General features: G+C 70.4%; 24 protein-coding genes. 16 read left to right on the forward strand and 8 right to left on the reverse strand.

Annotation, left to right across the window (positions count from 1 at the left end; genetic code table 11):
* The first annotated feature begins 34 nt into the window (after positions 1 to 34).
* The 5 genes from I4J89_RS36270 to I4J89_RS36290 all read left to right on the forward strand — a co-directional run bounded on the left by I4J89_RS36270 (position 35) and on the right by I4J89_RS36290 (position 3,832).
* Positions 35 to 955, forward strand: a complete 921-nt coding sequence (locus tag I4J89_RS36270) for a proline dehydrogenase family protein (protein WP_196418686.1) — start codon at positions 35 to 37, stop codon at positions 953 to 955.
* A 184-nt stretch (positions 956 to 1,139) separates the two neighbouring features.
* A complete protein-coding gene (locus tag I4J89_RS36275; RefSeq protein WP_014447695.1) occupies positions 1,140 to 1,352 on the forward strand; it encodes a helix-turn-helix domain-containing protein in 213 nt (70 codons plus the stop codon).
* 163 nt (positions 1,353 to 1,515) lie between these two features.
* Entirely contained in the window at positions 1,516 to 1,617 is a 102-nt protein-coding gene (locus I4J89_RS36280) for a 30S ribosomal protein bS22 (protein WP_007465623.1), read from the forward strand.
* A 78-nt stretch (positions 1,618 to 1,695) separates the two neighbouring features.
* Positions 1,696 to 2,790: an NAD-dependent epimerase/dehydratase family protein gene (locus I4J89_RS36285; RefSeq protein WP_196418687.1), complete on the forward strand. Its 1,095-nt coding sequence runs from the start codon at positions 1,696 to 1,698 to the stop codon at positions 2,788 to 2,790.
* 49 nt (positions 2,791 to 2,839) lie between these two features.
* Entirely contained in the window at positions 2,840 to 3,832 is a 993-nt protein-coding gene (locus tag I4J89_RS36290; protein WP_196418688.1) for a lysophospholipid acyltransferase family protein, read from the forward strand.
* 93 nt (positions 3,833 to 3,925) lie between these two features.
* On the opposite strand, the gene I4J89_RS36295 is transcribed toward I4J89_RS36290, so the two are convergent.
* Both I4J89_RS36295 and I4J89_RS36300 read right to left on the reverse strand, forming a co-directional pair.
* The gene (locus tag I4J89_RS36295; protein ID WP_309238616.1) at positions 3,926 to 5,080 is read right to left on the reverse strand and encodes a DUF5667 domain-containing protein; all 1,155 of its coding nucleotides are present in this window, start codon (positions 5,078 to 5,080) and stop codon (positions 3,926 to 3,928) included.
* Positions 5,081 to 5,270: 190 nt separating this feature from the next.
* Positions 5,271 to 6,218: an ECF subfamily RNA polymerase sigma factor, BldN family gene (locus tag I4J89_RS36300; RefSeq protein WP_373688188.1), complete on the reverse strand. Its 948-nt coding sequence runs from the start codon at positions 6,216 to 6,218 to the stop codon at positions 5,271 to 5,273.
* A 451-nt stretch (positions 6,219 to 6,669) separates the two neighbouring features.
* Between I4J89_RS36300 and I4J89_RS36305 the strand changes: the two genes are divergently transcribed.
* The 8 genes from I4J89_RS36305 (at position 6,670) to hemB (ending at position 14,896) form a co-directional block, all read left to right on the forward strand.
* A complete protein-coding gene (locus tag I4J89_RS36305; protein ID WP_309238617.1) occupies positions 6,670 to 8,163 on the forward strand; it encodes a class I adenylate-forming enzyme family protein in 1,494 nt (497 codons plus the stop codon).
* Complete coding sequence (locus I4J89_RS36310) at positions 8,160 to 8,411, forward strand: glutaredoxin family protein (RefSeq protein ID WP_196418692.1); 252 nt, start codon at positions 8,160 to 8,162, stop codon at positions 8,409 to 8,411. Before I4J89_RS36305 ends, I4J89_RS36310 begins: the two co-directional genes overlap by 4 nt.
* Before the next feature lie 11 nt (positions 8,412 to 8,422).
* Entirely contained in the window at positions 8,423 to 9,064 is a 642-nt protein-coding gene (locus I4J89_RS36315; RefSeq protein WP_196418693.1) for an HAD family hydrolase, read from the forward strand.
* A gap of 232 nt (positions 9,065 to 9,296) precedes the next feature.
* A complete protein-coding gene (locus I4J89_RS36320; RefSeq protein ID WP_196418694.1) occupies positions 9,297 to 10,037 on the forward strand; it encodes a redox-sensing transcriptional repressor Rex in 741 nt (246 codons plus the stop codon).
* Positions 10,034 to 11,338: a glutamyl-tRNA reductase gene (locus tag I4J89_RS36325; protein WP_196418695.1), complete on the forward strand. Its 1,305-nt coding sequence runs from the start codon at positions 10,034 to 10,036 to the stop codon at positions 11,336 to 11,338. Before I4J89_RS36320 ends, I4J89_RS36325 begins: the two co-directional genes overlap by 4 nt.
* Positions 11,338 to 12,276, forward strand: a complete 939-nt coding sequence (gene hemC, locus I4J89_RS36330; protein WP_196418696.1) for a hydroxymethylbilane synthase — start codon at positions 11,338 to 11,340, stop codon at positions 12,274 to 12,276. The genes I4J89_RS36325 and hemC overlap by 1 nt, the downstream gene beginning before the upstream one ends.
* Positions 12,273 to 13,859 (forward strand): bifunctional uroporphyrinogen-III C-methyltransferase/uroporphyrinogen-III synthase, encoded by a 1,587-nt coding sequence (locus tag I4J89_RS36335; RefSeq protein WP_196418697.1) that lies wholly within the window; start codon positions 12,273 to 12,275, stop codon positions 13,857 to 13,859. Before hemC ends, I4J89_RS36335 begins: the two co-directional genes overlap by 4 nt.
* A gap of 56 nt (positions 13,860 to 13,915) precedes the next feature.
* The gene (hemB, locus tag I4J89_RS36340; protein ID WP_196418698.1) at positions 13,916 to 14,896 is read left to right on the forward strand and encodes a porphobilinogen synthase; all 981 of its coding nucleotides are present in this window, start codon (positions 13,916 to 13,918) and stop codon (positions 14,894 to 14,896) included.
* Here hemB and I4J89_RS36345 read toward each other — a convergent pair.
* On the reverse strand, positions 14,893 to 15,849 hold the full coding sequence (locus I4J89_RS36345) for a GNAT family N-acetyltransferase (RefSeq protein WP_196418736.1): 957 nt from the start codon (positions 15,847 to 15,849) through the stop codon (positions 14,893 to 14,895). The genes hemB and I4J89_RS36345 overlap by 4 nt on opposite strands.
* A 148-nt stretch (positions 15,850 to 15,997) precedes the next feature.
* Positions 15,998 to 17,110, reverse strand: coding sequence for a lytic murein transglycosylase (locus tag I4J89_RS51725; protein ID WP_196418699.1), 1,113 nt, complete (start codon positions 17,108 to 17,110; stop codon positions 15,998 to 16,000).
* Positions 17,111 to 18,088: 978 nt separating this feature from the next.
* Between I4J89_RS51725 and I4J89_RS36355 the strand changes: the two genes are divergently transcribed.
* Together I4J89_RS36355 and I4J89_RS36360 are read left to right on the forward strand one after the other, a co-directional pair.
* A complete protein-coding gene (locus I4J89_RS36355) occupies positions 18,089 to 18,301 on the forward strand; it encodes an FmdB family zinc ribbon protein (RefSeq protein ID WP_196418700.1) in 213 nt (70 codons plus the stop codon).
* A gap of 311 nt (positions 18,302 to 18,612) precedes the next feature.
* On the forward strand, positions 18,613 to 21,264 hold the full coding sequence (locus tag I4J89_RS36360; protein WP_230860197.1) for an adenylate/guanylate cyclase domain-containing protein: 2,652 nt from the start codon (positions 18,613 to 18,615) through the stop codon (positions 21,262 to 21,264).
* Here I4J89_RS36360 and I4J89_RS36365 read toward each other — a convergent pair.
* Positions 21,261 to 21,719, reverse strand: coding sequence for a phospholipase (locus I4J89_RS36365; RefSeq protein ID WP_196418702.1), 459 nt, complete (start codon positions 21,717 to 21,719; stop codon positions 21,261 to 21,263). The two genes, I4J89_RS36360 and I4J89_RS36365, sit on opposite strands and share 4 nt — an antisense overlap.
* A 62-nt stretch (positions 21,720 to 21,781) precedes the next feature.
* On the opposite strand from I4J89_RS36365, the gene I4J89_RS36370 reads away from it, so the two are divergent.
* Positions 21,782 to 22,798: a potassium channel family protein gene (locus I4J89_RS36370; protein ID WP_196418703.1), complete on the forward strand. Its 1,017-nt coding sequence runs from the start codon at positions 21,782 to 21,784 to the stop codon at positions 22,796 to 22,798.
* On the opposite strand, the gene I4J89_RS36375 is transcribed toward I4J89_RS36370, so the two are convergent.
* From I4J89_RS36375 to I4J89_RS36385, 3 genes are read right to left on the reverse strand one after another with little or no spacing between them, the layout of a single operon-like run.
* Entirely contained in the window at positions 22,795 to 23,631 is an 837-nt protein-coding gene (locus tag I4J89_RS36375; RefSeq protein WP_373688189.1) for an SAM-dependent methyltransferase, read from the reverse strand. The genes I4J89_RS36370 and I4J89_RS36375 overlap by 4 nt on opposite strands.
* A gap of 48 nt (positions 23,632 to 23,679) precedes the next feature.
* On the reverse strand, positions 23,680 to 24,699 hold the full coding sequence (locus I4J89_RS36380) for a 2-oxoacid:ferredoxin oxidoreductase subunit beta (protein ID WP_196418704.1): 1,020 nt from the start codon (positions 24,697 to 24,699) through the stop codon (positions 23,680 to 23,682).
* Positions 24,692 to 26,545, reverse strand: coding sequence for a 2-oxoacid:acceptor oxidoreductase subunit alpha (locus I4J89_RS36385; protein ID WP_196418705.1), 1,854 nt, complete (start codon positions 26,543 to 26,545; stop codon positions 24,692 to 24,694). The genes I4J89_RS36380 and I4J89_RS36385 overlap by 8 nt, the downstream gene beginning before the upstream one ends.
* Between the last annotated feature and the right edge of the window lie 41 nt (positions 26,546 to 26,586).

Raw genomic sequence — 26,586 nt, forward strand, 5'->3', positions numbered from 1 at the left:
CGCCGGGTGCCGGGCCGGACGTTACGCTCGGCGCATGTTCCGTTCCCTGTTTCTCGCCGCGGCCGGTTCTTCTCATCTCGAGCGGCTGGTCGAGTCCGTGCCCGTCAGCAAGGCGGTCGTGCGGCGGTTCGTCGCCGGCCGCAGCGCCGACGACGCACTGCGGGTGAGCCGGGAACTGGCCGACGACGGTCTGGCCGTCAGCCTCGATCATCTGGGTGAGGACACCCGCACGATGGAGCAGGCGGCGGCGGTCCGGGACGAGTACGTCGCCGTGCTGCGTCGCTTGCGCGACGCCGGTCTCACTCCGGCGGCCGAGGTGAGCGTGAAGCTTTCGGCCCTGGGTCAGCAGATCGACGACAAGGCGGCGTACGAGCACGCGCACGCGATCTGTGCCGCCGCCACCGAAGCGGGCACCAGCGTGACGCTGGACGCGGAGGACCACACCACCACGGACGCGACCCTGGAGACGCTGGTGGAGTTGCGGCGGGACTTTCCGTCGACGGGTGCGGTGCTCCAGGCGTACCTGCGGCGGACCGAGGGGGACTGCCGGGAGCTGGCGACGGCCGGGTCGCGGGTGCGGCTCTGCAAGGGCGCGTACGCGGAACCGGAGTCGGTGGCCTTCCAGTCGGCGCTGGACGTCGACAAGTCGTACGTGCGGTGCCTGAACATCCTGATGTCCGGCGAGGGCTACCCGATGGTGGCCACCCACGACCCCCGGCTGATCGCGATCGCCGAGGACCGGGCCCGCTGGTTCGACCGCTCCACCGGCGAGTACGAGTTCCAGCTGCTCTACGGCGTACGCCCGGAGGAGCAGGCCCGGCTGGCGGCCGGCGGCCACACCGTGCGGATTTACCTGCCCTACGGCGAGCAGTGGTACGGCTACCTGATGCGCCGTCTCGCCGAGCGCCCGGCGAACGTTGCCTTCCTGGCCCGGGCCGTCACCTCGAAGAAGTAACGCATTTGGGCGATTCCAGCCCGAAACCGGCGTGTCGACCTTGACTTTTTGTGGGCATTTCACGGAACGTATCGCGTTGGTCACAGCCGTATCGATACCGTTCTGATGACACGCACGTAATCTGCCGCGGCGCCACTGGGCCGGTCATGGCGGATCGTGCCTGCGAAAGGATCGGTGCGACGCGATGACGGGTCCAGCCCAGACCGAGGAACGGCTCTCGGAGGTGCGGTTCCTGACGGTGGCCGAGGTGGCCGCCCTCATGCGGGTTTCCAAGATGACCGTCTACCGGCTCGTGCACGGCGGTGATCTCACCGCGGTCCGGGTCGGCCGCTCGTTCCGGGTGCCCGAGCACGCGGTTCACGAGTATCTGCGTGGCGCCTTCTCGCAGAGCGCCTGACGCCGGGGTCGTGTTGGCCCGGTAGGGGCGGGCCGGTACGCTGGACCGGTTGGTTCCCGGGTTCTCGCGTGCCGTGTCAGGCGGCGCCGCTGCCCGGGACCCCGTCCAGTCCGGGTCCGGCCGCACGCTGGTCCCACTCACATGGTTTCGAGAGGCTTTTCGTATGGGCTCCGTGGTCAAGAAGCGCCGCAAGCGTATGGCGAAGAAGAAGCACCGCAAGCTGCTGCGCAAGACCCGCGTCCAGCGTCGCCGTCTCGGCAAGTGACGGCCGGCCAGGAGGATCTCCTGGCCTTCGCCGGCTCTTGCCGACCCTTTCCGAGGCTTCGCATCGAAAGGTGCACCCGTGGTGACCTCACCGCCCAGCGTTGTCGTGGTCACCGGAGTCAGCCGCTATATCGGCGCTCGGGTGGCCGCACGCCTCGCCGCTGATCCCCGGATCGACCGTGTCGTCGGCCTGGATCCGCATGACCCGCCCGCAGGCCTTCTCGGCCTGCTCGACGGCGTGGAGCGGATCCGGGCCGACGCGCGCGCGGCCACCGAGGCGATCGCCGACCTCGGCGCCGAGGCGGTCGTGCACCTGGCCGTGACCAGCGTGCCGGACCCGCAGCACGGCGGCCGCGCGGCGATGAAGGAACAGAACGTCATCGGCACCATGCAGGTGCTGGCCGCCGCGCAGGGCACCACCCGTTTGCGCAAAATCGTGGTGCGCTCGTCCACGGCGGCGTACGGCGCGTCGTTCCGCGATCCCGCGGTCTTCACCGAGGACACCGAACCCCGTGCCGTTCCCCGGGGTCCGTTCGCCCGCGACATCCTCGACATCGAGGGGTACGTCCGGGGGTTCCGCCGCCGCCGGCCCGAGGTCTCGGCCACGGTGCTGCGGTTCGCCCCGATGATCAGCTCGTCCGCCGAGACGTCGCTGACCCGCTACTTCTCCCAGCCCCTGGTCCCGACCGTGCTCGGCCGCGACGCCCGGCTTCAGTTCGTGCACGTCGAGGACGCGCTGGAGATCCTGCACCGGTCGGTGACCGAGGACCATCCGGGCACCTTCAACGTCGCGGGCGAGGGCGTGCTGATGCTCGCCCAGGCGGTCCGCCGGGCCGGCCGCATCGCCCTGCCGCTGCCCGAGTCGGCCCTCTCCACCGGCGCCGCGTTGCTGCGCAACCTCGGCGTCGAGCAGATCGGTCTGGACCAGATCGACCTCTTCGTGCACGGTCGGGTGGTGGACACCACCCGACTGATCCGTGAGTTCGGTTTCACCCCGCGCACCACGGCGGCCGCGTTCGACGAATTCATCAAGGCGCACGTGGCCGGTTCCACGCTCACCGCGGACCGGCTCGCCGCCGCCGAGCGGACGATCCTGGACGGCATCCGCCGGGTCCGGGCGGCGGCCGAGGTCTCCGTCGCGGAGTCGGCTCCGGCCGGACGGGACCAGCCATGAGCTCGGTCTTGCACTCGTGGCGACGCCGCGGCGAACCGGAGGTGGCGGCATGAGCCAGCACGAGTATCGCGACATGCTGCCCGGGCACGCCGAGTTCCGGCTGCCCGCGCCCGCTCCGGCGCAGCGGGTCAACGGGCGCCGGCCGATCCCGGAGGTGCCCGTGGCAGAGTCCTCGGCGGTGCAGGCCGCCGGCGACACCGTGGACGTCTGGGACCAACGGGTCGCCAAGGGCCTCGCGTTCCTGCGCCGCCGGCTCGCCGGGTCGTACGAGGTGGACGACTTCGGCTTCGACCCGGAGCTGGCCGACGCGCTGTTCCACCCGATGCTGAAGATCCTGTACCGGGACTGGTTCCGGACCGAGGTGCTCGGGATCGAGAACGTGCCGGCCGATGGCGGCGGTCTGGTGGTGGGCAACCACTCCGGGACCATCGCGCTGGACGCCCTGATGCTGACCGTCGCCCTGCGCGACAAGCACCCGAACGACCGGCACCTGCGCCTGCTCGGCGCCGACCTGGTCTTCCGGATGCCGGTGATGAGCGAACTGGCCCGGGCGGCCGGCGCGACCGTGGCCTGCAACCCGGACGCCGAGCGGCTGATGACCAGCGGGCAGCTCGTCGGCGTCTTCCCGGAGGGCTTCAAGGGCATCGGGAAGCGCTTCGCGGACCGGTACAAACTCCAGCGTTTCGGTCGCGGCGGGTTCGTCTCGGCCGCGCTGCGTACCGGTACGCCGATCATCCCGGTCGCCATCGTCGGCGCCGAGGAGATCTATCCGATCCTGGCCGACCTGAAGCCGCTGGCCCGGCTCCTCGGCGTGCCGTACTTCCCGGTCACGCCGACCTTCCCGTGGCTGGGACCACTCGGCCTGGTGCCGCTGCCCAGCAAGTGGCTGATCCAGTTCTGCCCGCCGATCCCGACCGCGCACCTGACCGAGTTCGCCGATGACCCGCTGGTCGTCTACAACCTCGCCGACCAGGTCCGCGAGACGATCCAGGCGACCCTGCACGAATTGCTGGAGAAGCGGCCGGACCCGTTCGGGCCGTGACGAGTCGGTCCGGACCGTCCTATAGTGACGCTTGAGGGGCGGCCCCGGAGTTTCACTCCGGCACCGCCCCTCGCCAGCTGCCTTACGGAATTCTCAGAACAGGTCGCCCAGCAGTCCGCCCAGGACACCGTCCTCGGCGTCGGCGGGCACCGGCGTGGTCGTCGACCCCGACGGGCTGGGCTTGACGCTCCCGATCGCCGGCTTGCCGCCCGGCATCGGCGAGTTTCCGAGACCCGGCGCGGTCACGCCGTTCGTGGCGTCCGGCTCGGCCGTGGAGCCGCTCTTCGCCGGCTTCGGCCCGGCCGTCCGGCCGTCCTGCTTGCTGTTGGTGCCCTTGCCGTTGTGCCCCTGCTGCGTTCCGGAACCCGCGTTGCTTCCCTGGCCGTCGCCCGCACAGTCGCGCAGCCTCGGCCCGAGCTCGTCGGAGCCGGCCGGCGTGATCCGTTCACAACGGACCCCGTTCCGCAGCGCCTCGGTACGGCCCGTCACGTCCTCGAGCAGGGCCAGCGAGGTGAGCGCACGGTCCCGGTTGGCCGGGGAGAGCCCGTCCAGCGCCGGTGCGAAGGCGTCTCGCTGCCCGTCGACGAAGCCGTCCAGTGTGGTGAGCGGCTTTGTGTCCTTGTGTGCCACGGCGGACGTGGTGAGCAGCCGTACGCCCTTGCGGGTGTCGGCGTCCATGTCGTCCAGCACCCTGCCGAAAGCGGGATCCTCGCCGTCCATGGCGACCGCTTCGGTGAGCCGGTTCCGCGCGAAGTCCAGCGACAGCTGCCCCCGCGTCACGTCCGAACCGGCGATCGCCAGCTGGGCGCGCTCGGTGGAGCGTTTGACGCCGTACAGAGCGTCACCGGGCGACGCGCTCTCGCTCGCCGCGGAGATCCCGGAGACGGCCATCGCACCGGCGGCCACGCCGATCACGATCGCGCCACGGGCCCGGATCCGGCGGCCGAAGATGGAGCGGCGTGCCCCGTCGGCGACCTCGGGAACCGGATCGAACTCGTCGTCGGCCGCGGTCCGGCCGATGCCGTCCCGTTCGGCCGTCGCGACCAGCATGGCGCGCAGGCCGACGCGGAACTCGGAGTCGACCGGTGCGCCGGGCCGGGCCGCGGTGAGGCGGTTGCCGATGGCCACCAGCCGGTCGAGCTCCACGTCGGCATGGCCACGGGTGTGGTGCCGACGGGCGCCGCCGGCCTCGTCGAGTAGTTCCGCGAAGCGCTCGGCGCTCCGGCGGTCCCAAAAATCGAACTTCACCGTGGGCACCTCCCCTCGCTCGTGACTGTCTCGCCGGCCTGCGGGCCGACGTCGGCGACCGGACCGTGGGTCACGGCTGGGGGTCGCATCCGGACAAACGCGCGACACGCGGCCCCGGTTACGGGTGTGTGACGTCGCCATCGGGTATCAGAGATCGACAGAGCACCCCGGTTCAGTGACAAGCGCTCGATCAAGATTGGAACCCTTCCGGCAGGAGCCGGTTGAGTGCTCGTACGGCCCGGTATTGCAGAGCCTTGATGGCGCCCTCGTTCTTGCCCATGGTCTGCGCGGTCTCGGCGACCGAGAAGCCCTGGAGGAACCGGAGCACGATGCACTCCTGCTGTTCCGGGTTGAGCTGCTTGACCGCGGTGAGCAGTGCGACATTGGTGATGTGGTCGACCACCGCAGACTCCGGGCTGCCCTCCGGGCCGCGGTCCTCCCGGTCGGCGTCCAGGACGTCGCCGGTGGTGACCTCGAGCCGGTACCGGCCCGACTTGAAGTGGTCGGCGACCAGGTTGCGGGCGATGGTGACCAGCCATGCGCCGAGGTCGCGGCCCTGCCAGGTGAAGCTGCCGATGCGCTTGAGGGCACGCAGGAAGGTGTCCGAGGTCAGGTCCTCGGCCAGCTGCCGGTTGCCGACCCGGAAGTAGACGAAGCGGAACACCGTGTCGACGTAGCGGTCGTAGATCAGCCCGAACGCCTCGGACTCGCCGGCCTGAGCCCGTTCCACCAGCGCCCACACCTCGGCGGCCGGGTCCGACCGGTCCGGCCGGGCCGGATGCTTCGGCGGGGCGGATTCGGTCGGCGGCCCGGTGGTGCTCTGCGTCGGCAGCACCACGGTGTGGTCGCCGGCGACCGTCTCGGACTCGCCGATGTTGGACCGCTGGCCGGCGGTGGGCTGAGCCGGCGGCCGGGGCGTACCGACCCGGCCGCCGAACTTGCCCTTGCCCGCGTGCGGTTGGGCGACGGCCGGTGGCCCGTTCGGTGTCCGGCGGCTGCCGGTCTGCTTCGGGCTGTCTCCGCGGATCGCGTTGACGATGGTGCCTCCGAACGAGTCGTTTTCGACGTGGCTGGGTCGGCGGTGCCCGGCACCGGCCGACGGCCATGGGGGATTCACTGACTCGCGCAGGGCGTTCAAGCCTTGGGAGAGCGCGAGCCGTGCCGCGAGGACGTCGCGGTGGAACGGGTCCTCGGCGTACACATGCGTCACTTCGCCTCCTCAACCCGGCGGGCCTGGAGTGTCGACCGCGAATCCGTCCCGCCAGACAGGGATTCGCCGTGATTCCGTGCGTTTTGTGGCACAGCGGCCTCCTCGGGATGAGGGTGGTCACTCACAACAAAAGGGGTGGGGCAACCCGCTGAATCGCTGGTTGACCTCACCCGTTGGTGTGGATTCCGTTACACAGAGCGGAAGTATCACCGAGTTCGGACACACCGAGTCGCACACCGTGTGCGCTGCGCGCAAAGCCGCGAATATGATCAAACGCGACGCCCGGAGCTCCTCCCACCCTCATCGAGCCGCGGTGCCGGGGACCGCACCGGCTGTCCGGCATCCCGCCAGCAGCCGTTTTGTGCCAAACTCGGGCCTCGTGGAGGAACCCGCCCGCGCTGTGCCCGCCAAAGACGCGGTCTCCGAGGCCGCGCGCCGCAGTCCGGACAAGCTCGCGTTGATCTCCGGTGAGACGGTCGTCGGCTGGGCGGAATTGGACACCCGGGTGTCCACGGCGGCCCGCTGGGTGGCCTCCCGGACCGCGCCGGGAGACCGGATCGCCATCCTGCTCGGCAACACCGTGGAATTCGCGGTCGCCTACTTCGGAATCCTGCGGGCCGGTCGCGTCGCCGTGCCGCTCAACCCCGGCTACACGACGGACGAGCTGGAGTACGCGATCACCGACTCGGGTGCGAGCCTGATCGTCGGGGAGTCCGGGGACCGTGCTGTGCGCGTACCGATGAAGGTGGACGGCCCGGAGGTCGCACTGCCGGACGTGCGTGCCGGAGATCTCGCGGTGTTGCTCTACACCTCGGGCACCAGCGGGCGCCCGAAGGGCGCGATGCTGACCCACGCCGCGCTCGCCGCCAACCATGACCAGCTGGACCGGATCGAGCCGCCGGTGGTGGGTCCGGACGACGTGGTGCTGCTCGCGGTGCCGTTCTTCCACGCCTACGGGCTGAACACCGGGCTCGGCACGGTCGCGCACCACGCGGCGACCGGCGTCCTGGTCGAGCGTTTCGATCCGGCGGACTCGCTGGAGCTGATCGCCGCACACCGGGTCACCGTGACGGTCGGCGTGCCCGGCATGTATCTGGCGTGGACCAGGGCGCCGGAGGCGGGCGATGCGCTGCGCGGCCTGCGGACCGCGGTCTGTGGCGCGGCGCCGCTGGACGCGCGCATCGCAGCGCGCTTCCGGGCGCTGACCGGCAAGAGCATCCTGATCGGGTACGGGTTGACCGAGTCGGCACCCGTGCTGACCACGACGGCGGTCAGTCACCGGGACAAGAGCGGCTCGATCGGCCGGCCGTTGCCCGGGGTCGAGCTGCTTCTGCGGACGTCGGCCAGCCTCGAGTTGTGGCGGGACGGCACCGCGTCGGTCGAGGAGGATCTGGCCGAGCTGGACCTGGCCGTCGCCGTGTCGGCCGGAACCGACCCGGGCGAGATCGTGGTGCGCGGGCCGAACCTCTTCTCCGGTTACTGGCCGGACGGCAGCGGTGGTCCGGACCCGGACGGCTGGTGGCCGACCGGCGACATCGCGTACGCGGACGCCGACGGCGACCTCGTCCTGGTCGACCGGATCGGTGAGCTGATCCTGGTGAACGGGTTCAACGTGTACCCAGCCGAGATAGAACGGGTGCTGGACGCGCATCCGCAGGTGGCGGCCGCGGCCGTGGTCGGGGTGCCCGATCCGGAGGCGGGCCAGCGGCCGTACGCATATGTCGTGCCCATCGGTGACCCGCCGCCCAGTGTGACCGAGTTGCAGGTGTACTGCGCGGCCCGGCTGGCCCGGTTCAAGCTGCCCGGCATCGAGCTGGTGGCCGAGCTGCCCCGGTCGCCGATCGGCAAGATCCGGAAGAGGGAACTGTCATGACGAACCGTCTCACCCTGATCAGCCGGGTGGGTTGTCATCTGTGCGAGGTGGCCGAGCAGACGCTGGACCGGATCGCGCCCGGACAGTGGACGAAGGTCGACGTCGACTCCGACATCGAGCTGGAACGCGACTACGGCGACCGGGTGCCGGTGCTGCTGCTGGACGGCAAGGAGCACGGCTACTGGCGTATCGAGGAGGACCGCCTGCTGCGGGATTTGGCTCGACAGCCTGGTGAGCCCCGGTTGTAGCCTCGCTTCTCGTGACGTCAAAGCACCTGGTCTGGGACTGGAACGGAACCCTTCTCGACGATCTTCACCTGGTGGTGTCGTCGACCAACATCGCTTTCTCCTCGGTCGGCGGCCGGGACGTGGGCCCCGACGAGCACCGGCTGGCGTTCCGGCGGCCGGTCGCCGAGTTCTACGCCGAGATGCTCGGCCGGGCCATCGACGCCGAGGAGTTCGGCCGGCTGGACCGGATCTTTCACGACGCGTACCGGGTCGGGCTGACCGACGTCGCGCTGGCCGCCGACGCGCAGATCGCGATCAAGACCTGGCCGGGCAGCCAGTCGCTGCTGTCCATGTGGTTCCACAGCGAGCTGGTCCCGGCGGTCGAGTCCTACGGGCTGACCGGCATGTTCACCCGGATCGACGGGCTGCGGGCCGAGCTGGGCGGCGGGTTCAAGGCCGCTCACCTCGCCGCCCACCTGGACGAGATCGGGGTGGCCGGCCGCGACGTGGTGATGATCGGTGACTCGCTCGACGATGCCGACGCGGCCGAGTCGGTGGGTGGGAAGGCGGTCCTCTACGCCGGCGGGTTCACGCATCCGGAGCGGTTGCGCGGATCCGGTCGTCCGGTGGCCGACACGCTCGTGGATGCCGTAAAGATGGCCATGTCACTCTGAGCCAGGTGGCCCTGGTGGGGTACAAGCGGTAATACTCGACAGGTCGGCTCGGCTAACACAGCCGGGTCGATCTTGTCCAATTGTCCCGACAAGATCGCGATTTGTGCACGCCTTCACAAGCGCCTACTCTGTGACTCCGACGAGCCCCGCTACCACAGTCGCCCCACGAGGGTTTCACCGGTATCGCACAGACAGGGCTCACCGCAGGTTCGCCTCGTCGGCACGGAGTCAGATGAGTCAGCATCGTCACGGAAGCACGCCCGGCGAAGCCGGTGGCGTCCCGGCCTTCCCGGATCTACCGGAGGCGACCATCGCGCGACTGCCCGAGTACCTGCGCGCCCTCCATCACCTCGCCGAGACCGGCGCCGAGACCGTCTCCAGCGAGGGACTCGCGGCCGCCGCCGGGGTGAATTCCGCCAAACTTCGCAAGGACCTCTCGCACCTGGGGTCATATGGGACACGTGGGGTCGGCTACGACGTCACCCTGCTGGTCGACCAGATCGAGTACATCCTCGGCCTGGACAAGAACCGGGCGGTCTGCCTGGTCGGTGTCGGTAACCTCGGGCACGCGCTGGCCGGTTACGCCGGTTTCGCCAGCCGTGGGTTCCGCGTGGTCGCGCTCTTCGACGCGGATCCGAAGAAGGTGGGTGAGCGGATCAACGGGCTCACCGTGCAGCACATCGACGAGCTGGACCGGGTCGCTGCCGAGGAGTCGATCGCGATCGGTGTCATCGCCACCCCGCCGGGCACCGCGCAGGCGGTGGCCGACGCACTGGTCGCGGCCGGTGTGACAAGCATCCTGAACTTCGCGCCCGGCGTCCTCGCGGTGCCGCCCAACGTCGATGTGCGGAAGGTGGACCTCGCCATCGAGCTCCAGATCCTGTCGTTCCATGAACACCGCAAGGCGTCCCTGACCGCGCTTCCGGGTGGCCGGACAGCCGAGGCGGACAACCAGGAGGCGGTCGGCTCGTGAACCTGCTCAGCATCGGCGCGTCGTACCGCACCGCCGACGTCGCCGTCCTGGAACGGCTCGCCATCGCCGAGACGGCCGTCCCCGACCTGCTCCAGAAGCTGGTCGCGCAGCCGTACGTGGGGGAGGCGGTCGTCCTCTCCACCTGCAACCGGGTCGAGGTGTACGCGGCGGTCAGCGGCTTCCACGGCGGCCTCAGTGACATCTGCAACGTGCTGTCCGAGCACTCCGGCATCCCGGCCAGCGAGCTCGCCGGCCACCTCTACGTGCACTACGGCGAGGCGGCGGTACAGCATTCGTTCCGGGTTTCCTCCGGCCTCGACTCGATGGTCGTCGGCGAGGCCCAGATCCTGGGGCAGCTGCGTGACTCGTACCACGCGGCGACCGAGGTGGACTCCGCCGGACGGCTGCTGCACGAGCTCATGCAGCAGGCGCTGCGGGTCGGCAAGCGGGCGCACGCCGAGACCGGTATCGACCGGGCCGGGCAGAGCGTCGTGACCGCGGCCCTGGACGTGGCCGCGGACCACCTCGGCGGTGACCTGACCGGGCGTTCCGCCCTGGTGATCGGGGCTGGTGCGATGGGTGCGCTGTCGGTGGCCACGCTCACCCGTACCGGGGTGGGGCCGCTGCGGATCACCAACCGCAGCGTGGAGCGGGCCGACCGGCTGGCCGAGGCGTACGGTGCCGTGGCGGTGCCGTTCGAGAACCTCGAGTCGGTCCTCGGCGAGGTGGACATCGTGGTCAGCGCGACCGCCTCCACCGAACCGGTGCTCACCCGCGATCTCTTGCAGAAGACGCTCGCCCGTAAGGACGACAAGCTGGTCGTCCTCGACCTGGCTGTTCCGCGGGACGTGGCGCCCGACGCGGGCGACCTTCCCGGCCTGGTGGTCGTCGACATCGACGGGCTGGCCGCGAGCCGGCGTGCCCTGCCGGCAGCGGCTGAGACCGCGGCCGTCGAGCAGATCGTCTCCAGCGAGGTGGACAACTTCCTCGCCTGGCTGCGTGGTGCCGAGATCGCCCCGACCGTCGCCGCGCTGCGGACCCGGGCGGAGGAGGTCGTCTCGGCCGAGATGCGCAAGTTGGTCGCCCGGCGTCCGGATTTCACCGAGGAGCAGCGGGCCGACGTTTCCCGTACCCTTCACCGGGTCGTCCAGCAGCTGCTGCATTCGCCCACCGTGCGGGTCCGGCAGCTTGCCGCCGAGCCCGGCGGAGATCAGTACGCGGCCCTGCTCCGCGAGCTGTTCGACCTGGACGTGCCGCTCGCCACCCAAGCCAACGCCGTGCCCGAGATCGGAGGGAAGTAATGACTTCGTCACAGCCTCCGCTTCGTCTCGGCACGCGTGGTAGCGCTCTGGCGCTCACCCAGTCGCGGATGGTCGCCGACGAGCTGACCGCCGCCACCGGACGCCCGGTGGAGCTGGTGCGGATCGTCACGCCCGGCGACCAGTCCTCGGCGCCGGTCGTGGAGCTCGGCGTGGGCGTGTTCGTCTCCGCTCTGCGGGACGCCCTGCTCGCCGGTGAGATCGATTTCGCCGTGCACTCGTACAAGGACCTGCCCACCGCCGACCACCCGCGGTTGCACATCGCCGCCGTCCCGCGCCGCGAGGACCCGCGGGACGCCCTCATCGCCCGCGACGGACTGACCCTGGCGGAGCTCCCGCCCGGCTCGGTCATCGGTACCGGTGCGGTGCGCCGTATCGCGCAACTGCTGGCCTTGGGCCTAGAGTTGCAGGTCACGCCGATTCGGGGGAACGTCGACTCGCGCATCGCCCGGGTACTCGGACCCGAGGCCGACCTCGATGCCGTCGTCATCGCCCGGGCCGGTGTGGCACGTCTCGGCCGGTCGGCGGAGATCACCGAGACGCTCGACCCGATGCTCATGCTGCCCGCCCCGGCTCAGGGTGCGCTGGCCGTGGAGTGCCGGGCCGACGACAGCGATCTGGTCGGGCTGCTGTCCGCACTCGACCACGCACCGACCCGCGCCGCCGTCATCGCGGAGCGGTCGATGCTTGCCACGCTCGAGGCCGGGTGCTCCGCCCCGGTCGCGGCACATGCCGAACTCGCCGAGGGCGAGAACGGTGACGAGATATACCTGCGCGGTGCGGTGATCAGCCCGGATGGGCTTCGAGCCATCCGACTGTCGCGTACCGGAACGCCCGCCGGCGCGGCGGAGATCGGCAAGGCACTCGCCACCGATCTTCTCGACGCCGGAGCCGATACCCTGATGGGGAGCACAGAATGACCACCCGCACCGCCCGTAAGCCAGCCGGACGCATCGCGTTCATCGGCGCCGGACCCGGCGACCCGGAGTTGCTGACCCGCCGCGCGTACGCGGCGCTGACCGATGCCGACCAGGTGGTCTACGACCGCGGCGTGCCCGAGTCCCTGCTCAGCGCGATCCGCTCCGCAGCCAAGGAGGACGCGCAGTTCAGCCCGGCCGAGGGTGCGCCCGGCGACGTCGCCAAGGTGCTGCTCTCCGCCGCGAAGTCCGGCCTGTCCGCCGTGCACCTGGTCGCCGGTGACCCGTTCGGCCACGACTCGGTGGTCAAGGAGGTGCAGGCGGTCGCGCGTACCGCGGTGCACTTCGAGGTGATCCCGGGTATCGGCCAGGCTGAAGGTGTCGCCGCGTATGCGGGTGTGCCGCTGCCGGGCGTACGCATCGCCGCCGACGTCGACGACATCACCACCCTGGACTTCGACGCGCTCGCCGCGGCGGCCCAGAAGGGCTCGTTCGCGGTCGCGGTCGACGCGGGTGACCTCGCCGCCGTCCGGGACGGCCTGCTGGCCGCCGGCGTCGAGCCGGGCGTGCCGGTCGGTGTGACCGGCGACGGCACCGGTGAGACGCAGTACACCACCACCTCGACCGTGGACAGCTTCGTCGCGGCGGCGCTCGGCTTCACCGGCCGGGTGGTCCTCACGGTCGGCTCGGACGTCGCGGAGCGCGACACCCTGAGCTGGTGGGAGAACCGGCCGCTGTACGGCTGGAAGGTGCTCGTCCCGCGTACCAAGGAGCAGGCCGGTGCGATGAGTGCCCGGTTGCGCGCCTACGGTGCGATCCCGTGCGAGGTGCCGACCATCGCGGTCGAGCCGCCGCGCACCCCGGCCCAGATGGAGCGCGCGGTCAAGGGCCTGGTCGACGGCCGGTACGCCTGGGTGATCTTCACCTCGGTGAACGCGGTCCGCGCGGTCTGGGAGAAGTTCGCCGAGCACGGTCTCGACGCCCGCCACTTCGGCGGCGTGAAGATCGCCTGCATCGGCGAGGCCACCGCCGAGGCGGTTCGCGCGTTCGGCATCCAGCCCGAGCTGATCCCGTCCGGTGAGCAGTCCAGCGACGGCCTGCTGGCCGAGTTCTCGCCGCACGACGAGATCCTCGACCCGGTCGGCCGGGTGCTGCTGCCGCGCGCCGACATCGCGACCGAGACGCTGGCGGCCGGGCTCATCGAGCGCGGCTGGGAGGTCGACGACGTCACCGCGTACCGGACGGTGCGTGCTGCTCCGCCGCCCGCCGAGATCCGGGACGCGATCAAGTCGGGCGGGTTCGACGCGGTGCTCTTCACCTCGTCGTCGACGGTGCGGAACCTGGTCGGCATCGCCGGCAAGCCGCACGCCCGTACCGTGGTCGCGGTGATCGGCCCGAAGACGGCCGAGACGGCGGTCGAGTTCGGCCTCCGGGTCGACACCCAGCCGCAGGCGGCCTCGGTGCCCGACCTGGTCGAGGCGCTCGCCGAGTACGCGCTCGAGCTGCGCGAGAAGCTGGCCGCGATGCCCGCCAAGCAGCGCCGCGGCTCCAAGGTCCAGGGGCCGACCGCCCTCCGATTCCGCTGATTCGATGAAAGGCGCGCCGGCTTGCCGGCGCGCTTTTCGGTTTTAGGGAGCGTCCGATGTCCTTCCCCGACATCCGTCCGCGCCGGCTGCGGCGCACCCCCGCGATCCGCCGCCTCGTCGAGGAAACCCGGATCGCCCCGTCCGAGCTGGTCCTGCCCCTGTTCCTGAAAGAGGGCCTGACCGAGCCGAAGCCGATCAGCTCGCTGCCCGGCGTCGTCCAGCACACCCGGGAGTCCCTGCGTAAGGCCGCGCACGACGCGGTCAGCGCCGGTGTCGGCGGCCTGATGCTGTTCGGCGTGCCGGAGAACGGCAACAAGGACGAGACCGGCTCTGCCGGACTCGACCCGGACGGCATCCTCAACGTCGGCCTGCGTGACCTGAAGGCCGAGGTCGGTGACGCCACGGTGATCATGGGCGACCTGTGCATCGACGAGTTCACCTCGCACGGGCACTGCGGGGTCCTGGCCGCGGACGGATCCGTCGACAACGACGCCACGCTGGACATCTACGCCGAGATGGCGGTGGCGCAGGCCTCCGCCGGCGCGCACATGGTCGGACCGTCGGGGATGATGGACGGCCAGGTCGGTGTGGTCCGGCGCGCCCTCGACGAGGCCGGCTACCAGGACGTCTCGATCCTCGCGTACTCGGTGAAGTACGCGGGCGCCTTCTACGGGCCGTTCCGTGAGGCGGTCGAGTCCACCCTCAAGGGCGACCGGCGGCAGTACCAGCAGGACCCGCCGAACCTGCGGGACGCGCTGCGCGAGGTCGACCTGGACGTGGCCGAGGGCGCGGACATCGTCATGGTCAAGCCGGCGCTGCCGTACCTCGACGTGATCGCCGCGATCCGGGAGCGGGTCACCGTGCCGGTCGCCGCCTACCAGGTCTCCGGCGAGTACGCGATGGTGGAGGCGGCAGCGGCGAACGGCTGGATCGACCGGGAGCGGGTCATCCTCGAATCGCTCACCTCGATCAAGCGGGCCGGCGCCCAGATCACCCTGACCTACTGGGCCGCCGAAGTGGCTGAGCTGCTCGCCTAGTCGCGGGGCTCGAGGCTTTGCACGAGCTGGGTGACATCGGCGATGTACTCGTACCAGTCGCGATCGGACTGGTAGCCCAGCTCGGCATTGACCTTGAGCATCGACTCGTTGTGCTGCGCGTTCCACGTCTGGACCTGGCGCAGGTCCGGCTCCGCGGATCGCAACTCGAAGAGCATCCGCGCCTTGATGGCCCGGTCGATGCCGTAACCCCGGTGCTCGCGCACGACGATCGTGTCGTACTGGTCGGCGCGCTCGGGATGCTGCGCCGGAACCACCACCTCGGTCAGCCCCGCCACCGTGCCGGTGTCCTCGTGCATGGCCAGCACGATGTACGGCTTCAGCCCGCGCTTGTGCAGCGTGTCCAGTGAGTCGCGCAGCCGCTGTGGGTCGGAGGAGCGGGGAGCCAGGTCGAGCTCGTCATCGTCGTGCTGGGCCTCCGCCTTGGCCTGCGCGTACGCCTCCAGGAGCCATTCCGGCGGGCCCCCGGGGTGATACTCGATCCGGTAGCCGGGGCTGATGCCGCTGGCCATCGAACCCAGGGCCAGCCAGTCCACCGAGTCCAGATTGAGCACGGAGCGTGTCTCCACATACTCACGCTCGAAGCCGAGCGCCTCGTAGAACGCGATCGCCGAGGTGCCGCCGATCGCCTCGACCCCGATCGACGAGAAACCCTCGAGGTACGCCCGGCGGGCCGCCATCGCGACCAGTTGCCGCCCGAGCCCGCGGCGGCGTAGCTCCGGCCGGACCAGGATCTCCAGCACACCGATGTCACCGAGCAGCAGAATGTTGACGTGGGCGTAGATCTGGCCCTCGCCCTCGGGCACGCGGTCGTCCTCAGCGATCCAGGTGATCCGCCGCTCGCCCGGCATGGTCTCGGCCAGATAGTCCCGGACCTGCACATCTCGCCAGGGTGGATCGTCGGGAAGATCGGCGGCCATTACCGCGTTGACCATCTCCACGAGCGAGTGGATCTCGGCCGCGGACGCGGAGCGGGGATCCCATTCACGCACCCTCACCCGTACATCGTGCCGTTTGGGCGACCTTCAGGGAAGGGTTGACCACGCAAAAGTACGGGCATGCTCACCCTGCGTCGCGATGCCATCAGGTGCGGCTTCGCAGTCCGTAGTCATTGGCCGTGTTGAAAACGTCCTGTGCGTACTGCCGGACGTCGTTGTAGGTCAGCACCGCCTCCCACCAGAGCTCGGGCTTGGACAGATCGCGCCCGCCCTGGCAGAGGTAGGTGGCCGCGGCCAGAGCGGCGTCGTCGATGTCGTTCGGGTTCTTCTGCCCGTCGTTGTCGGCGTCGATCCCGCTCGTCTGCCAGGTCGCCGGGATGAACTGCATCGGCCCGACCGCACGGTCGAAGTTCACGTCCTTGTCGAGCGCGCCCCGATCGGTATCCCTGATCAACTGGCGTCCGCCCTGGCCGTCCAACGGCAGCCCGTAGATCGTCGGCTGGGCCACACCGTCGAAGCCGAGCACCGCGCCCTCATGGCTGCCGTGCCCGGACTCGATCTTTCCGATCGCGGCCAGGGTGGTCCAGCTCAGATGACAGGACGGGGTCTGCTTCGCGGCGACCAGCTCGGCATATCCATACGCCTGGACGGCGACGACCGGGATGCTGACCCGCATGCCGACCTGCTGAGCCCACGTCGCCAGCGCGTCGGCCGGCCGGACGCCGGTCGCCGTGGGCTGGACGGTGGGCAGCCCGGTCGCACCCGGAGCCGGCGCGCTCGCTCCGGGTGGGAACGCCCCCGCCGACGCCGGCGGGCCGGACGGAACGGCCCAGCTGGAGCCCGGCGCGCCGGGTGCGCCGGGCACGCCGGGCGCACCGGACTCGCCTGTGAAGGTCGGGGTGGCGCTCGGCGTGGGTGCCGCCTCCAGCGCACGGGGAACCAGGTAGGCGCCGGAGGTAGCGGCCAGCACCACCAAGGCGACGACCACGATGCCTGGCAGGATCACCCGGCCGGCGGGGCCTTTCGCCCAGGTCGCGGTGGTCCGCCCGGCTTGCCCGGCAGCAGCCACCGGGCGGAAGCGGCGCCCCGCCGATTTCGATGCGCCAGCGCCAGCGCCGACCGGCACCGGCTCGCCGGGCTTGGCGCCGTCACCGGCCGCGCCGTCACCGGCCGCGCCGTCACCGGCCTTCGCCGAGCTGCCCGCGGCGCCCGAGCCTGCCTTCTCCATCCCCGGGGTGACTGAGGCACTGTCTTTCACCGCTGCGGCTCCGCCAGCCCCGGATCCGGCCGGACCGCCGTCCTTGGTGGCATCCGCCTTCACCGAGCCCGGCGCCGCGCTGGTCTTGGCTGCGTCCGCCTGTTCCGAGCCTGTTGTCGCGCCCGCCTTTGCGGCGTCCGCCTGTTCCGAGCCTGTTGTCGCGCCTGCCCTTGCGGCGTCCGCCTTCTTCGAACCTGGCGCCGCACCCGCCCCAGCGGCGGCGTCGGCCTTTTCCGAGCTCGCTGGTGCCGCGCCGGCCTTAGTGGCGTCCGCGTTCTCCGACCCTGGCGCCGCGCCTGTCCTGGCGGCGTCCGGCCTTTCCCAGCCTGTCGCGGCGCCCGCCCCAGCGGCGTCGGCCTTCTCCGAGCTCGCTGGTGCCGCGCCGGCCTTAGCGGCGTCCGCGTTCGCCGACCCCGGCGCCGCGCCCGTCCTGGCGGCGTCCGGCATTCCCCAGCCTGTCGCCGCGCCCGCCGCAGCGACGCCGGCCCCTTCCGAGCCCGTCACCGCCGTGCCAGCCTCCCCACCGCCGGCAGCCTTGGCGAGGGCCACCCGGGCGGCCTCGGCAGTCCGAGCCAGCGCCGCCCAGGCGTCGCCCTTCTCGAAGTCAGCCTCCGCCCGGCCGCCCGGCTGCTCTTCGGCCGTCTCAGCCCGGCCGCCCAGCTGCTCCGCAGCCGTATCGGCCCGGCTGTCGGTCTGCGGCGTGCCGTCGGAACCCTCGCCGGGCCGAGTTGGGTCGGCCGGAGCAGCCGCCGAATCCGGCTTGTCCGAAGCGCCACCGCTCGGCGCCGCGCCGGAGCTCCCCAGCGGCCCGCTCTGATGCGGTGCCGCGGAGCGCAGCTCCGGGAGCTCTGCTGGGTTCTTCCGCGCCTCCGCCACGGGATCGACCCTACCCGTCGATGTCACTCCACGGGGACGTCGCTGCGACCCTGTGGACAACTACCGGTGCGCGGTTGGCCGCAGGGGCCCTACGCTGGTCGGATGCCGCGCTATGAGTTCCGGTGCCGCGCCTGTGGCGCCACCTTCGAGGTCAGCCGTCCGATGCGTGAGGCCGCCGCCCCGGCCGCCTGTCCGCAGGGCCATGACGACACCGTCAAGCTGCTGTCCACAGTCGCCGTGACCGGTCGGAGCGGCGGCGCTCCGGCCGCCCCGGCCGGCGGTGGCGGCTGCTGTGGAGGCGCCTGCGGCTGCTGACCAACCTGTCGCGCCACGCGGCCGGCCCCCCTTCGGGCCGCGCGGCGACACGAGGCCGTCGACTTCGGGCGGTGAGGCGGTGCTAGCAGGGCGTGTCCTTTTCGGTGACTCGTACGGGTACACCCGAACGGCCGGACGGTTTTGGCCGAGCGCGGCGTTTCCCGCGTTCGATCTCTTTCGTTACGAGACGCGTAGTCCCGTATGCCGCCGTCGATGCCGCGATCACTTTGTCCTCCGTACGGGGTCGGCTGTGGCGGGAATTCGGTTACCGTCCGTTTCTACGATGGGCGGTGACACAGAGATACGGCAGCATGAGGCGCGACTTCCACAAAGGGGGCGGAGGTTCAACCGTGTCGGGACGGAGCGAGCTACCTAGCGGTCTGGTGACCTTTGTGTTCACCGACATTGAGGGCTCGACACGACTGGCCCGGATGCTCGGTGAGGCGTACCGGGAGGTTCTCGGTGCGCATCGTTCGGTGCTACGCGCTGTGCTCAGAGCCTTCGATGGTGTTGAGCTACTAACTGAGGGTGACTCTTTTTTCGTGGCGTTCGCCAATGCCGACGCGGCGTTGGCGGCATGTGTCGAGGCGCAGCGGAGACTGTCCGCCCATGACTGGCCGCGGCGGGACGCGGTGCCGCGAGTCCGGATGGGGCTGCACACCGGAGAGGCCACTCCGGTCGGCCGGGAATACGCGAGCGCCGAGGTGCACCGCGCCGCCCGGGTGTCCGCTGCCGCGCACGGCGGTCAGGTCCTCTGCTCCGAGGCGACCGCGCTGGCCGTGACCGCCACGTATGCCACCACCGGCGGCGGTCCGGCGGCAACCACCCTGGCCGCTGTCGACCTGCTTGACCTGGGCGCGTACCGGCTCCGGGGTTTCGACGACGACGAGCGGATCTTCCAGGTGGTCGCGCCCGGCCTGGAGCGGGACTTCCCGCGGCCGCGTACCGCCGAGGCGCCACGGCACAACCTGCCCGCCGAGCACAGTGTTTTCGTCGGGCGGCGTGCGGAGTCGGCCGAGCTGGCTGAGCTGATCAGCCACAACCGGCTGGTCTCGGTGGTGGGACCGGGCGGTTCCGGCAAGACGAGGCTCACCCTGGCCGTGGCGGAACGGCTGCTTCCGGCGTACCCCGACGGGGTTTGGACGATCGATGCGGCGACCGCGGCGAACGGCTTGCCCAGCGCCTTGGCCGCGGCCCTCGGCCTGCGGCCCGAACCGGGCCGTCCGGTGATCGAGACCGTGGTCGAGCAATGCGCCGAGCGGCGCATGCTGGTGTTGCTCCAGACCTGTGACGCGGCGCCGGTGCTGACCGCCACCCTGGCGCATCGCCTGCTCAGCCGGTGCCGCCGGCTGGACGTGGTGGCCACCGGCCGGGCGCCGCTGGGGCTGGGCGGGGAGACCGTCTGGCGGATTCCGCCGCTGGTGCCGGCGGACGCCTTCGCCATGCTGCGTGATCGGGCCGCGGCGGCGCAGGGCGGCCGCGTCGGCGACGGGGAGGCGCAGCTGGCCGGGCTCGCGGCCCGCCTGGAGGGATCGCCGCTGGCGATCGAGCTGGCCGCGGCGCGCCTGCGCCTGCTGCCCGCGGAACAGCTGGCCCGGCGTCTGGACGATCCGTTGCGCGCGCTGGACAACGATTCCGCGGGTGAGGGGCGGCACGCCAGCCTGGCGAATAATCTCGCCTGGTCCTACCGGACCCTGGGCAGCCCGGCCGCCGGCCTGCTGCGCCGGATGGCCGTCTTCGCCGGCCCGGTGGATCTGGCGACGGTCGAGGGGTGCGGCGCCGGCGCGCTCAGCGCGCTCTCCGAGCTCGCCGACAAATCCCTGGTCGAGGTGGTGCCGGGGCCGCGCTACCGGCTTTCCGACCAGGTACGGGCGTACGCGCTGCGCCAGCTCGCCGCCGCCGGTGACGAGCCGGCCGTCCGCGACCGGCACCTCGGCTGGGCTATCCAGATCCTCGACGGCGTCACGGTGGACACCGATGGCCAGGTGCGCACGGTGTCCCTGACCGAGCTGGGACCGTACGTGCCGGAGTGGCAGATCGCCCTGCGCTGGGCCGCGACCTGCGGTGACGTGCGGGCCGGACTGCGGCTCGCCGAGACGCTGGACCCGTGGTGGCGGGAGCACGGCGGCGCCCAGGAGGGGCGCGAGCTGCTCTCCCTCCTCTACCAGGGTGTCTCCGGTGACGAGGTCACGCCGGCCGAGCTGGCGGGGGCTCACCTGGTGCACGCCGGCCTGTCCGACGACCGCTCCGAGCGGGAGCGTCACCTGATCCGGGCGGAGGAGGCGGCGCGCCAGTCCGGCGATCCGGCGCTGCTGATCCGGGTGCTCGCCGCACGGGTGCAGCCGGACGGCACCTGCGACCCGTCGGAACAGGCCTGCCGTTCGGTGATCGCCGAGGCGGAGCGGTCCGGTGTGGCGGCCGCCGCGCTGCCGGCCGTGCTGACCCTGGCCGAGCTGCTCTGGCGGCGGAACGCCCTGGTCGAGGCCGCCGAACTGCTCGGTGCCGCCCGCCAGCTGGAGGCCGTCCATCCGGAGGATCGTGGCCGGCGGGCGGTCGACTGGCTTCTCGGCATGGTCGCGTTGCGCCGCGGCGACCTGGTCGCGGCCCACGATCACCTGGTGGTGGCGCTGCGTTCCCGCCTGCGGCACGGGTTCCGGGGCGCTGCGGCGGACGCGGTCGCCGCGATCGCGGTGCGGTGCGTGTTCGGCGGGGACCCGGCGACCGCGGCGGTGCTCTTCGGCGGTGCGGAGACGGCGCGTGGCGCCCGGCGGACGGAGTCGTTCGGTGCGTTCTGGTCGGCTCAGCAGGCAGCCCTGCGGACCGCGCTCGGTGATGCGGCGTTCGATGCGGCGTACGCCGACGGTGCCGCTCTGGGCTTCGATCAGGTGGTCGCCATGGCGCTGGCCGTGGAGCACCCGGACCTGGAGGACGGCGCGACCAGGTTTGCTCAGATCGTCCGTTAGGCGTCGCCGAGCAGTACGGTGGCCTGGTAGTAACCCCAGGCCACCGTGTTGCAGACCGGCTGCACCAGCTTCTCGTGCTCGTCGCACGTCCGCTGCAGATCAGCCCGGAAGGTCTCGTCGAGCCGCCGCTTGTGTGCCTCGAAGGTGCCCGCCGCCCGATAGTTCCGGTAGCCGAAGTCGTGATGCCAGCAGGCGTTCTCGAACCGGAAGCCGAACGGCCGCTCCGGACCGTGCGAGCAGTAGTCGGTCGACCAGTCGAAGTCGTACGCCGCCCACTGCTCGCGGTCGAGCCGCGCCGCGTTCCACTCGGCCGTGCTGGCCGCGGTGGGTTGGGTCCATCGGGCCAGCAGGGTCCCCTTGTCGACGACCGCCCCCCGCGCCGGCCCGGCCGGCAGTATCGTCGTGGCCGCCAGCAGGACGCCCGCGGCGGCGCGGCAGATCGCAGGGCGAATCATCGTGCCTCCTCCAGGTGCGACCTTCAGCTTGACCGTTAGGGTGTGTCCGTGCAGGCGGTTCCATGATTCATCTACCGCTGGTCCGACAGGGGCCGCTGCGGGCGCTCGGCGTCCGGCTCGTGATGGCGTGCACCCTGGTGCTCGTCGCCGTGGCCGTGATCTATACGGACCGGGACGGTTACCGGGACGTCAACGAGGACGGCCTGACCCTCCTCGACTGCTTCTACTACGCCGTCGTCTCGCTCTCCACCACGGGCTACGGCGACATCACCCCGGCGACCCAGAGCGCGCGACTGGTGAACGTCCTGTTCATCACCCCGGCCCGGGTGCTCTTCCTGATCATCCTGGTCGGCACCACACTGGAGGTGCTGACCGACCAGTACCGGAAGGGCCTGCGGGTCAGCCGGTGGAGGCAGAAGTTGAAGGATCACGTGATCATCTGCGGCTACGGCACGAAGGGCCGGGCCGCGGTCGCCGCGTTGCTGGAAACCGGGTACGACAAGTCCCGCATCGTCATCGTGGAGAACCGGGAGGCCGGGGTCCGCCAGGCGACGGCCAGCGGGTTGGTCGTGATCGAGGGCGATGCCACCCGGTCCGCGGTGCTCAACGAGGCCGATGTGAAGAACTGCAAGTCGGTCATCATCGCCACCGACCGGGACGAGGCCTCGGTCCTGATCACGCTCACCGTGCGCCAGCTGACCGCCGGACAGGTCCGGATCATCGCGGCGGTACGTGAGCAGGAGAACGCCGCCCTGCTGAAACAGAGCGGTGCGCACCACGTGATCGTCTCGTCCTCCACCGCCGGTCGCCTGCTGGGCCTGACCACGACCGCCCCGCCGCTGATCGACGTGGTGGAGGATCTGCTCACTCCCGGCCAGGGCATGGCGCTGGCGATGCGCTCGGCCGAGCGGGCCGAGGTGGGCCGCAACCCGCGCGAGCTATCGGCGCTGGTGGTGGCGTTGATCCGCCGGGGCAAGGTGCTTCCGCTCGGCGGTGAGCAGACGGTCAACATCGAGACCGGCGACCTGCTCGTCTACATCCGCGACGACGAGAGCGCGCACAACGGCGTCGCGGTCTAGGGTTTGCGGCCGACTCCGGCGAACTCGGAGACCTTGTCGGTGATGCCCGGGTGCGCCGGGTCGGGTCGCCACGCCGAGCACGTCACGACGCCCGGATCGAGCAGGTCCAGGCCGGTGAAGAAGGCGGCGATCTGGTCGCGGCTGCGGGCGCAGATCGGTGCGGCGCCGCTCTCGTTCCACTGCTTCATCGACTGCTCGACCGCCGCGCCGTTGACCTCCTTGGTCGGGTGCGAGATCACCAGATAGCTGCCGGACGGCACCGCGTCGACGAGTTCCCGGACCACCCGGGACGCCTCGGCGTCGTCGACCACGAAGGGCACGATCCCGAGCAGCATGATCGCGGTCGGCTGGTCGAAGTCGAGGGTGTCCCGGGCCAGCTCGAGGATCAGACCGGTGTTCCGGATGTCCGCGTCGATGTAGTCGGTGGCGCCCTCGGGTGTGCTGTTCAGCAGGGCACGGGCGTGTGTCAGCACCATCGGGTCGTTGTCCACGTAGACGATGCGGCTGTCCGCCGCGACGCGCTGCGCCACCTCGTGGGTGTTGTCCGCGGTGGGCAGGCCGGTGCCGATGTCCAGGAACTGCCGGATCCCGGCGTCGCCGGCCAGATGCCGCACGGCCCGGCCGAGGAACTCCCGGTTCGCTCGGGCGGACTGGACCAGCTCCGGCATCAGGGCCAGCGCGTACTGCGCGGCCTCACGGTCGGCGGCGAAGTTGTCCTTGCCGCCGAGCAGGTAATTCCACAGCCGCGCGGAGTGCGCCACCTCGGTGTTGAGCGAGGCGTGCACCTCCGGATCGAGCTCGTGCGCATCCGTCACAGACCGAACATTATCGATCCGGATCCGGGAGGGGAAGGCGTTCCCCCTCCCAGTGCGATGACCGGACTAGAGGATGGTCCAGGTGTCGCCGGCGTTCAGCAGGTCGCTGAGCATTTCTTCTGGGGTGCCGGTGGCCTGGGCTTTTGCGTCGTGTACCTGTTTGCGGACGATTTCGTCGTAGGAGGGGCGTTGGACGTTGCGGAATACCCCGATCGGGGTGGTGGTCAGGTCGGAGCCGGAGAGCCGGGACAGGGCGAAGGCGTAGGCGGGGTCGTCGACGGTGGCGTCGTGCACCATCGGGGTGCCGCCTTGCTGGACTTTGAGTCCGAAGCTGCCTTCGGGGTGTACGACGGAGTAGCGGCCGTCGGTGCCGAAGGTGATGGGTTGGCCTTGTTCCAGGCGGATCAGGTGTTCGTCGCGGGTTGCCGGGTCTTTGATCAGTTCGAAGGCGCCGTCGTTGAAGATGTTGCAGTTCTGGTAGATCTCCACGAACGCCGACCCCTCATGGGTGGCGGCGGCGCGCAGCACGGATTGCAGGTGTTTGGCGTCGGAGTCGATGGTGCGGGCCACGAAGGTGGCTTCGGCGCCGAGGGCGAGTGAGAGCGGGTTGAACGGGGAGTCCGCCGACCCGGCCGGCGTCGACTTGGTGATCTTTCCGATTTCGGAGGTGGGTGAGTACTGGCCTTTGGTGAGTCCGTAGATCCGGTTGTTGAACAGCAGGATTTTCAGGTTCACGTTGCGGCGCAGCGCGTGGATCAGGTGGTTCCCGCCGATCGACAGGGCGTCCCCGTCGCCGGTGACCACCCACACGCTCAGATCCGGGCGGGATGCGGACAGGCCGGTGGCGATCGCTGGGGCCCGGCCGTGGATGGAGTGCATCCCGTAGGTGTTCATGTAATACGGGAACCGCGATGAGCAGCCGATCCCGGAGACGAACACGATGTTGTGCCGGGGGATGCCGAGTTCCGGCATGAACCGTTGCATCGCGGCCAGGATCGAGTAGTCGCCGCAGCCCGGGCACCAGCGGACTTCCTGGTCGGATTTGAAGTCCTTGGCCGTCAACGTGACAGCGACCGGGTTAGCCATTCTTGACCACGTCCTCGAGCATGTTCTCCAACGTCGCGGCGGTGAACGGCAGACCACTGACCTGGTTGAACGCCACCGCGTCGATCAAATACTTCGCCCGGATCAGCTGGGCCAGCTGACCCAGGTTCATCTCCGGGATCACCACCTTGTCGTAGCCGGCCACCACCTCACCCAGATTCGCCGGCAGCGGCGCCAGGTGCCGCAGGTGGGCCTGGGCGATCGGGAGGCCGCGCTGACGCAGCGCCCGGCACGCCGCCCCGATCGGCCCATACGTGGACCCCCAGCCCAACACCAGGACGCGGGCGTTCTCCTCCGGGTCCTCCACGTCCACGTCCGGCACCGCGATCGCGTCGATGCGCTGCTGGCGGGTGCGGACCATGAACTCGTGGTTGGCCGGGTCGTAGGAGATGTCACCGGTCTTGTCGGCCTTCTCCAACCCGCCGATCCGGTGTTCCAGCCCCGGCGTGCCGGGCACCGCCCACGGCCGGGCCATCGTCTGCGGATCCCGCAGATACGGCAGGAACCGGCCATCCGCGGTGTTCGCCTCGGTCGTAAACGGCACGTGCAGGTCCGGGAGTTCATCCACCGACGGCAGCAGCCACGGCTCGGAGCCGTTGGCCACATAGTTGTCCGACAACAGGATCACCGGGGTGCGGTAGGTCACCGCGATCCGGGCCGCCTCGATCGCGGCGTGGAAACAGTCCGACGGTGATTTCGGGGCGATCACCGCCAGCGGTGCCTCGCCGTGGCGGCCGAACAGGGCCATGTTCAGATCGGCCTGCTCGGTCTTGGTCGGCATCCCGGTCGACGGGCCGGCCCGCTGCACATCCACGATCACCAACGGCAACTCCAACGCGATCGCCAGGGAGATCGTCTCGCCCTTGAGCGCCACCCCCGGCCCCGACGTCGTCGTCACCCCCAACGCCCCGCCGTAAGCCGCGCCGAGGGCGGCGCCGATCGCCGCGATCTCGTCCTCGGCCTGCATCGTGGTCACACCGAACCGCTTGTGCTTCGACAACTCGTGCAGGATGTCCGATGCCGGGGTGATCGGATACGCACCCAAAAACACCGGCAGCTTGGAACGGACGCCGGCGGCGACCAGACCCAGCGACAGGGCCTGGTTACCGGTGATGTTGCGGTAGGTGCCCGGCCGCATCTTCGCCGGCTTCACCTCATACCGCACCGTGAACGCCTCGGTGGTCTCACCGTAGTTCCAGCCGGCCTGGAACGCGGCCTTGTTCGCCGCCACCAACTCCGGCCGCTTGGCGAACTTACGCTCCAGGAACCGCAGCGTGGACTGGAACGGCCGGGAATACATCCACGACAGCAGACCGAGCGCGAACATGTTCTTGGCCCGCTCGGCGTCCTTCTTCGACACCCCCGCATCAGCCAGCGCACCCACCGTCATCGAGGTCAACGCCACCGGATGCACCGCATACTCACGCAGGGAGTCGTCGTCGAGGGGACTGGTCGCATATCCGACCTTCGCCAGATTCCGTTTAGTGAACTCGTCGGTGTTCACGATGATGTCCGCACCCGCCGGCAACTCCGGCAGGTTCGCCTTCAACGCGGCCGGGTTCATCGCCACCAGCACGTTCGGCGCATCACCCGGAGTCAAAATGTCATAGTCAGCGAAATGCACCTGAAAACTGGACACACCCGGCAGCGTCCCGGCAGGTGCACGGATCTCCGCAGGAAAATTCGGCAGAGTCGAGATGTCGTTGCCAAGCTGAGCGGTCTCCGAGGTGAACCGGTCACCAGTCAACTGCATACCATCACCGGAATCCCCGGCGAATCTGATGACAACCCGGTCCAGCTGCTCGACCCGCTTCGCGGGAGCGGCCACGTTCAACCTCCAAAGAGCGCGGTCCGGCGGCTGAGGTTCGT

This window comes from Actinoplanes aureus, from assembly GCF_015704865.1.
In the GTDB taxonomy this organism is placed as follows: Bacteria; Actinomycetota; Actinomycetes; order Mycobacteriales; family Micromonosporaceae; genus Actinoplanes; species Actinoplanes aureus.

Bases quoted from the DNA above. Each gene is read 5' to 3' on its own strand.
- I4J89_RS36365 (WP_196418702.1), bottom strand. From the start codon at position 21,719: ATGATTCGCCCTGCGATCTGCCGCGCCGCCGCGGGCGTCCTGCTGGCG.
- I4J89_RS36380 (WP_196418704.1), bottom strand. From the start codon at position 24,699: ATGGCTAACCCGGTCGCTGTCACGTTGACGGCCAAGGACTTCAAATCC.
- hemC (WP_196418696.1), top strand. From the start codon at position 11,338: ATGACTTCGTCACAGCCTCCGCTTCGTCTCGGCACGCGTGGTAGCGCT.
- I4J89_RS36355 (WP_196418700.1), top strand. From the start codon at position 18,089: ATGCCGCGCTATGAGTTCCGGTGCCGCGCCTGTGGCGCCACCTTCGAG.
- I4J89_RS36270 (WP_196418686.1), top strand. From the start codon at position 35: ATGTTCCGTTCCCTGTTTCTCGCCGCGGCCGGTTCTTCTCATCTCGAG.
- I4J89_RS36280 (WP_007465623.1), top strand. From the start codon at position 1,516: ATGGGCTCCGTGGTCAAGAAGCGCCGCAAGCGTATGGCGAAGAAGAAG.
- I4J89_RS36275 (WP_014447695.1), top strand. From the start codon at position 1,140: ATGACGGGTCCAGCCCAGACCGAGGAACGGCTCTCGGAGGTGCGGTTC.
- I4J89_RS36370 (WP_196418703.1), top strand. From the start codon at position 21,782: ATGATTCATCTACCGCTGGTCCGACAGGGGCCGCTGCGGGCGCTCGGC.
- I4J89_RS36360 (WP_230860197.1), top strand. From the start codon at position 18,613: ATGAGGCGCGACTTCCACAAAGGGGGCGGAGGTTCAACCGTGTCGGGA.
- I4J89_RS36345 (WP_196418736.1), bottom strand. From the start codon at position 15,849: ATGGTCAACGCGGTAATGGCCGCCGATCTTCCCGACGATCCACCCTGG.
- I4J89_RS36310 (WP_196418692.1), top strand. From the start codon at position 8,160: ATGACGAACCGTCTCACCCTGATCAGCCGGGTGGGTTGTCATCTGTGC.
- I4J89_RS36335 (WP_196418697.1), top strand. From the start codon at position 12,273: ATGACCACCCGCACCGCCCGTAAGCCAGCCGGACGCATCGCGTTCATC.
- I4J89_RS36290 (WP_196418688.1), top strand. From the start codon at position 2,840: ATGAGCCAGCACGAGTATCGCGACATGCTGCCCGGGCACGCCGAGTTC.
- hemB (WP_196418698.1), top strand. From the start codon at position 13,916: ATGTCCTTCCCCGACATCCGTCCGCGCCGGCTGCGGCGCACCCCCGCG.
- I4J89_RS36320 (WP_196418694.1), top strand. From the start codon at position 9,297: ATGAGTCAGCATCGTCACGGAAGCACGCCCGGCGAAGCCGGTGGCGTC.